Origin of the sequence: Novosphingobium endophyticum, assembly GCF_014640675.1 — a bacterium.
Taxonomy (GTDB): domain Bacteria; phylum Pseudomonadota; class Alphaproteobacteria; order Sphingomonadales; family Sphingomonadaceae; genus Novosphingobium; species Novosphingobium endophyticum.
Window position 1 is genome coordinate 1 of the sequence record NZ_BMHK01000065.1, and the last position, 7,865, is coordinate 7,865.

The window sequence follows — 7,865 nt, forward strand, 5'->3', positions numbered from 1 at the left end:
GCCTGACCTTCTGAACCGTGGCAATCCGGTGCTAGCCAATGAGCTTGCACCGACACTAACTCGCGCGACCACCCCGCAGCAACGCGACCGCTATCGGATGCGTACGATCATGGCACTCGAGATGAAGCTTATCAATTCATTGAGTTCACTGCCCGATTGCTGAAGGATGCTCGCGGAACGAGTACGGCAGCGGCAATCTGCGTGGGGTTAGCTTTGACGAGGCCACTGTCGTCCCAGACGCCATCGGCGCCGGGAGCCAGCGTTGGCCTCCAGCGAGTGGGTAGCCGCTCACGCCAACAGACCGGACGTTCGCTTGCTCGAAATTGCTCGTTGATAGCTGCCGGTTATTCATGCTGTTAGACCAGCTCCCCGAGGTGATCGAGGAATCGGTAAAAGTCTCAGAGGGTAGTGGCGGAGCGGGAGGGATTCGAACCCTCGATACGGTTTTGCCGTATACTCACTTTCCAGGCGAGCGCCTTCGACCACTCGGCCACCGCTCCGCATCGCTGGGAAGTGGCGCCCTAGCGTGGGCTGTGGGGTTACGCAAGCCCATCCGATAAAGGCCCGCCCCTTGTACGGAGCAGATGTCCCCCGTCAGCACCTTCAGCGATGTCGTCCCGGTGATCAGGCACAAGGACCATGTCTCAAGGGATCCTTCTCAGGCTTCCACTTCGGGCCGGCTGGCGATCAGTTCGAGCACGTCGCCGATGATCCGGCGCATGGCTGTTCGCGCCCCATCCACGTCGCGCGCCGCAATCGCGTCCGCGACCGCTGCGTGGTCGGCAATATTCGCGCTGCGCCCCTTGATCCGGTTGGTGAAGCGGATCGAGGTCTGCAAGGCGGTGGCGACGACCGTCTGAAACTGGGCGTAGAACGGGTTCTTCGAGGCACGCAGGATCGCGACATGAAAAGCGATGTCGGCATCGAGCGGATCGTCATTGCCATCCTCGGCAGCCTCCATCCGGTGAAGGCCCGCGCGAATTGTCGCGAGATCCGCCGGCTCGTGAAAGCGCGCCGCTAGTGCCGCTGCCTCTGGCTCGATGGCGATCCGCAGCTGGTTGAAATGGCGCAGCAGATCGACCGAGAACTTGCGCTCCATAAGCCAGCGAAGGACATCGGGATCGAAGAGGTTCCAGTTCGAAGAGGGTTCCACCACGGTTCCCTGCCGCGGCCTCGCGCTTACCAGCCCCTTGGCGGTGAGCATTTTTACCGCCTCACGCGTTACCGACCGGCTGACGCCGTGCGCCTTGGCGATCTCGGCCTCGGTAGGAAAAGGCCGCCCCTCGAAACGCCCGACAACAATGGCCCGCCCCAGCGAGTCAAGCATGCCGCGCGTCAGGTTGCGGCCCAGATCGTGACGCGCATCCGCGCGGCCCTGCAAGGAATCTTCATCCATCCGAGTCTTTTGACCTATTGCGTCACCTCTGTCGACGCTATGCGCAGTTTTTATCGCATAATTTTGATCTTTGGAGAACAAATCCACGAAAATCGCCAGAATCTGAACGCCTAATGACTTCCGTGTTGCATATAGTATGATAAATCGTATACGCCTACCGGGTTCGCAATTGCCACGCGCGCGCCACGTCAAAGCCCCCGCACATGTGGCCATCCTTTGCGAACTACCAATCATACGGAGAGAGCGGTGAAAGGGACATCGGGACAACGGCAAACAAGCCTCGCGCGGCGCATTTTCACTCGCGCTTCGGCCACGCTCCGGAATGCGATACGGTCGCTGACGCCTGCATTTCTCCTGTTTGGATTGACGACCGGCGCCCTCGCCCAGAGCACGCCGCCGCCGAGGATCGTCACGAAAGATGGCCGCCACGCGCTGCTGGTCGACGGAAAGCCCTTCATGGTTCTCGGCGCGCAGGTTCACAACAGCACCAATTATACGGAGATGCTTCCGCAGGTGTGGCCGACGATCAAGGCGCTGCATGCCAACACCGTGGAAGTGCCGGTGGCGTGGGAGCAGATTGAGCCGGTCGAGGGGCAATTCGACTTCAGCTTCGTCGACGCGCTTGTCCGGCAGGCGCGGGAGAATAATGTCAGGCTCGTCCTTCTCTGGTTCGGCACCTGGAAGAACAGCGGCCCGAGCTACACGCCCGAATGGGTCAAGACCAACCCCGGCCGTTTCCCGCGCATGACGAACCGATCCGGCGGAATGCATTTCGTCCTCTCCCCTCACGGGCGCAACACGCTGCAGGCCGACAAGCGCGCCTTTACGAGGCTGATGCAGCACATCCGCAAAATCGATACCCGTCATACCGTCATCATGGTGCAGCCGGAAAACGAGGCGGGCAGCCTCGGCCTCTCGCGCGATTTCTCGGCGGAGGCCCAGCAGCTTTTCGAGGGACCGGTACCGTCGGAACTGGTTCAGGCGCTTGGACGCAATCCGGGCAACTGGTCGCAGGTCTTCGGTGTTCATGCCGATCAGGCATTCAACGCCTGGTACGTCGCGCGCTACATCGATGAAGTCGCCGCCGCCGGCAAGGCAGTGCTGAACCTGCCGATGTTTTGCAACGCGGCGCTGACCAACCCGTTCGATGAAGCGAACGCGGGCGGCGGCGCGAGCGGCGGGCCGAACTGGAACGTGATCAATATCTGGAAAGCCGCGGCCCCGCACATCGATTTCGTTGCACCCGACATCTATGACCGCAAGCACAAGCACTATCTCGCGTTTCTCGACCACTACGCGCGGCCCGACAATGCGCTCATGATACCCGAGACCGGCAATGCCCTGGATTTTGCGCGCTTCATCTGGCCGGTTCTGGGCAAGGGAGCGATCGGCTTCGCGCCCTTCGGCATGGACGGCACGAGCTATTCCAACTTTCCACTGGGCGCACCAGTGCTCGACGATACGGCTATCGACGCCTTTGCCGCGTCTTATCGGCTGTTTGCGCCGATCGCAGAGGATTGGGCCCGCATCGCGCTGGAAAATCCGACCTGGGGCGTGGCCAGGGACGATGAGGGTAGCGACCAGTCTACCGTCATGGGGCGCTGGAGGATAACCGCCCAGTTCGGCCTCTGGCAGATGAAGGAAAAGAACGACCCGCGGCTCCGGCCCCACCCGAACGCCACGCGCATGGTCGGCGGCGCGGTAGTCGCGCAGCTGGCCCCGGACGAGTTCCTGGTCGCCGGCCGCGATATCCGCATGCGCTTTGCCCCGACTGGTGCGGGCAGCATGGAATTCCTCAGTGTCGAGGAAGGGACATTCGTTGACGGCAAATGGAAGATGCGCCGCAGGTGGAATGGCGACCAGACCGATTTCGGACTGAACTTTGTCGAGCCTGTCATGTTGAAGGTCCGACTCCACACCTTTGGTGAGGCGAGGAACAGCGGCCAATAGCCAGAACGCTTTTTCGAGGCGCTCGCAGGCCGAGAAATGTCAATCCTCCGGCTATCCCAGCATGCGATTGATATGACAAAGAGATTTTCCGGAAATTCTGCGCGATAGCCTTTGCCTTGCGGCCACATTGAGTCGACGAGGCTGAACTTTGTCCCGATTATCCGCAAATTTTGGTCGATTTCCAATCACCGTTCGCTTATGGCGCGCCCGCTCACGTGCCCCATAATGAGATTTAACTTATAAATATGATAATTGTTGACAGGCCGATTGCGACATGTGAGATAGCGCGCGAATGTACAGAGGGAGGAGTGATAAAATGAAGGGTTTGCTAATGGGCAGCGTGGCCGCAATGGCCTTGACTGTACCGAATGTCGCCAGCGCTCAATCCGGCAGCGATTCCCAGGCAGAGGCAGGATTGGCCTCGGGCTCTGATGAAATCGTCGTGACTGGAGTTCGTGCGAGCTTGCAGAGCGCTGCCGCCGTTAAAAGGAATGCGTCGGCGATCGTGGATTCGATCGTTGCCGAGGACATCGGCAAACTGCCCGACAGCAACGTGGCGGAATCACTGCAACGCATCACCGGTGTTCAGATCCAGCGAAGCCAGGGTCAAGGCCGCTCCATTGCCATTCGCGGCCTCAGCCAGGTCGCAACCCTGCTGAATGGCCGGGACACCTTCACCTCGAGCGGGCGGTCTATGTCCGTGTCCGATATTCCGGCGCAGCTGGTGGCGGGAATCGACGTTTACAAGACGGGGCAGGCCGACCAGATCGAAGGGGGACTCGGCGGCACGGTCGATATCCGCCTGCGGCGCCCGTTCGACTTCCCGGGTTTTGAACTGGCCGGGTCGGCGAAGGCCGAGTACGGCGACAAACGGAAGAACGTAAATCCCTATCTTTCCCTGCTCGCAAGCCATCGCTGGGAGACCGGCATCGGGGACATGGGGCTGTTGTTGAGTGCGGCATACCAGAAGTACGATTATCGTATCGACCGCAACGCGACCGGCACATTCAGCGAACGCCGGGACCTCTATGATCGTGACGGCGACGGCATTTTCCCCGGAGACGATGGCGATCTCATCGTTTCGCCCACCGATGTCGGGCAGAACTATCAGTATGGGCCGCGCAAGCAGCTCGGATTGAACGGATCGTTCCAGTGGGCACCGGCCGACAATCTTGAGCTTCATGTCGACGGGCTCTATACCCGGTTCGATTCCCACCAGTACAACCAGCTGTTCTACGTCAACACTGGTAACAGCGGCATTCGCCAGTCGCCGGCGCAGGCGGTCGGCCCCTTCGAGTTTGCCGAGGACGATCTCACCGTATCGCGCGGCATGTGGACCAATCCAAAGCAAACTGAGGGCGCACTGGTTTCGGACGACCTCACCGACACCTATCAGGTATCTTTCGGCGGGAAATATAACCTCGACCGTCTCGAGCTGACCGGCGATGTCAGCTACACGAACAGCAAGTCACGCAACTACTACAACGAACTCGGGCTCCGCGGGTTTGCCTCGACCTACAACGTCGACCTGAGCGACTTCATTCCCAGGATCTCGCTGACCGGCATCGATCCGACGGATATCTCGGACTACGAACTGGACCGGACCTCCTTTGCTCTTGGCAAGTCGGCCGGCTCGCAGACCGCAGCCAAGCTGGACGCCCGCTTTGACATTGGGGAGACCGGGCTGACCGCCTTGAAATTCGGTATTCGCTATGCCGATCGCAGCGCCAGCTCGTCTCGCATCTCAAACGATTTCACCTGGCCCTCCGGAGTGGCAGGAACAGACTATTCCGATCTGTTCCAACTGACGGACAACGATGTATGGCCCGGCAAGGGCCTGGCCATCCGCCAGTGGCTTGTCGCAAGGCCGGACGTGCTTCGTGATTACAGCGGCATGCGTGAGGCACTTGGGCTGAGCGGAGACCTGCCCGCCCTCGTTCCAAGCAATGCGTTCGATTTCAGCGAAAAGACAATCGCGGGTTACGTCAAAGGCGATTTCGCGTTCGAAATCTTCTCATTGCCCATAGACGGTAACTTGGGAATGCGGGTTGTTCAAACGAAGGTGAGAGGCGCCAGCGCGGTCAATTCTCCGGGTGGCGGCTACGAGCCCTTTGTCCAGACCAACTCCTACGTCGATGCGCTCCCCAGCCTGAACATCCGGGCCAAGCTGACGGACGACATCTTCCTGCGTTTTGCCGCATCGAAATCCCTGACCCGGCCGACGTTCTCCAGCATGAATCCGTCGCTGAGGCTCGACTATCTGTTCCTTACCGGTTCCGCCGGAAACCCATCGCTTGAGCCACTGCGCGCCGACCAGCTTGATGCCTCTCTCGAGTGGTACATGCCCGGCGGCGGGATGCTGTACGGCGCTGCGTTCTACAAGAAGGTGGACGGCTTCATCCAGAACATCGTCGCGCCGGAAGTGATCGACGGCCAGACATTCCTTGTCAGCCGCCCGCGCAACGGCCGCAATGGCACGATCAAGGGCGTCGAGCTCGGCTATCAGCAGTTCTTCGATTTCCTCCCCGCGCCCTTCGACGGCCTGGGCCTTCAGGCGAACTTCACGTATGTCGACAGCGCGGCCCCTTCGGCCATCGTGGGGCAATCCGTGCCGTTGGAAAAGCTGTCCAAGTACAGCTACAACCTGGTAGGCATCTACGAAAAGGGCCCCATCAGCCTGCGCGTCGCCTATAACTGGCGCAGCAAGTACGTCGACAGCACCGGCGGGGGCGGCGCGGGCGGCCTGCCCATCTATAGCAGCGCATACCCGCAGCTCGACCTTTCGCTGAACTACGATGTGACCGACCGTATTACCCTGACGCTGGACGGACAGGATCTTACCGGATCCGAACGCCGCCAGTATTACGGATATACCTATCGCCCCAAGGCGACGCTTGTTGGCGACCGCCGCGTCCAGTTCGGCGTCAGGTTCCGCCTGTGAGCGCCGTCGGCTGATGTCCGCTCGACCGGCGACCACGGTTGTCTATCGAGCGAAATAGATATCGCCGCGCCCGACCATCGGGCGCGGCGATCTGTCGTCGAGATCAGCTGTCAATATTGTGCCGGCGAACCTTCCCGAGCTACGCCTCTGCGAATTACGCCTGTGGCAGGCGAACGACATAAGGAAACATCATGCATCCCGGAAAACTCGGACCGATGTTCACGATGGCGCTGGCAGCGAGCGCGATTGCCGCCCCCTGCCCAGCGATCGCTGCGACTCCATCGACGCCTGTAAGTGAGATAGCGCCGAAACAGTTGCCGGCACTCAAGATCATCCTGATAGGTGACTCGACCACGGCGGTCCTGAGCGGATGGGGCGGCGCCTTCTGCAGCCGGCACGTGACGATGTGGACGAGCTGCGTGAACATGGCGCGCAACGGCCGCAGCTCCGCCGGTTACATCCGCGAGGGATCATGGGCGCTCGCCCAGGCCGAAATGCACGCGCCGGCGTATCAGAAGGCGCTGGTGCTCATCCAGTTCGGCCATAACGATCAGCCCGGTCATCCTGGTCAGGAGACGGACCTCAGCACCGAATTTCCGGTCTACATCGAACGCTACGTCCGAGAGACGCGCGCCGCCGGTGCGATCCCGGTGCTCGTCACGCCCTTGAGCCGACGCCGTTTCGTCAACGGAAAGCACGAGAACACACTTGTCCCCTGGTCGGATGAAATCCGCGAAATCGCCAAGAGAATGAACGTGCCGCTCATCGACCTCAACGCCGAAAGCGCAGCGATCGTATCGGCGCTGGGGCCGACGTTGGCCAATGGACTGGCGATGGGCAGCCCGTCGCGCGAAACGTCAGCGGCGGCGCTCGACGGATTGTCTTATCCCGACACCGCCAGGAAATGCGTTTGCGCCGACGATCGGACAGTGCCGGCGCAATCGAAACATCCTCAGCTGGGCGAGGCAGGACACTATTTCGACATTACGCATCTCGGCACTGAAGGTGCCGAGTTCTTCGCGACCCTGATCGCCCGTGACCTTGCGCGGGAGATGCCAGACGTGCGGCCATGGCTTGTTCTGGAAGACTGACGCGGGCGGGCCAGCGGGCAGAGATCAGATGCTAGGCCCTCTAGCCGCGATAGATTCGGGGGGGACGCCCATCACGCCGCACTCGACCTCCAACAGCGCGCCGTCGCAAGTTGCGATCAATCTGCCGTCAATTGCACACCGATGTCTCCCGCCCAGTGATTATCGCGCGGCCCAGCAGGGTCTTTCGTGACCTCCGTCGCCTTGGCACCAGCACCGAGCATCGACGCGGCCCCAAGAGCCACTCCGCATACCAGCATCCAGCCGCTCCCTCATTGTCCCCAATACCCCTTCTAATGCCAGGATGGATGCTAATGGCCATTGACTGCCACGCGCCACACTATATAGTCCGACAAATATAGAAGGTACAAGCCAAGCCCGCAGACCCAGGGGAATCGGGTGAATGAGTTCTCACGAGATGAGGCTGACGAGGAAGTCCTCGTCCCAGCTGGCGGCCAAGCGCTTTGATGTCATGGATAGCTTGGTCGGA

General features: G+C 60.7%; 4 protein-coding genes and 1 tRNA gene. 3 read left to right on the forward strand and 2 right to left on the reverse strand.

The annotated features are described in order from the left end of the window. Positions 1–409 precede the first annotated feature (409 nt). Both IEX32_RS19755 and IEX32_RS19760 read right to left on the reverse strand, forming a co-directional pair. Positions 410–500: transfer RNA gene (locus IEX32_RS19755), tRNA-Ser, on the reverse strand. Positions 501–658: 158 nt separating this feature from the next. Continuing rightward, the gene (locus tag IEX32_RS19760; protein WP_188773252.1) at positions 659–1,396 is read right to left on the reverse strand and encodes a FadR/GntR family transcriptional regulator; all 738 of its coding nucleotides are present in this window, start codon (positions 1,394–1,396) and stop codon (positions 659–661) included. 363 nt (positions 1,397–1,759) lie between these two features. Here IEX32_RS19760 and IEX32_RS19765 point away from each other — a divergent pair, with 363 nt between their 5' ends. The 3 genes from IEX32_RS19765 (at position 1,760) to IEX32_RS19775 (ending at position 7,378) form a co-directional block, all read left to right on the forward strand. After that, positions 1,760–3,346 (forward strand): DUF5597 domain-containing protein, encoded by a 1,587-nt coding sequence (locus tag IEX32_RS19765; protein WP_229736518.1) that lies wholly within the window; start codon positions 1,760–1,762, stop codon positions 3,344–3,346. 331 nt (positions 3,347–3,677) lie between these two features. Continuing rightward, on the forward strand, positions 3,678–6,287 hold the full coding sequence (locus IEX32_RS19770; protein ID WP_188773253.1) for a TonB-dependent receptor: 2,610 nt from the start codon (positions 3,678–3,680) through the stop codon (positions 6,285–6,287). A 314-nt stretch (positions 6,288–6,601) separates the two neighbouring features. Further along, positions 6,602–7,378 carry a rhamnogalacturonan acetylesterase gene (locus IEX32_RS19775; protein WP_188773254.1) on the forward strand — a complete coding sequence of 259 codons (777 nt, stop codon included), beginning with the start codon at positions 6,602–6,604 and terminating at the stop codon, positions 7,376–7,378. Positions 7,379–7,865 lie beyond the last annotated feature (487 nt).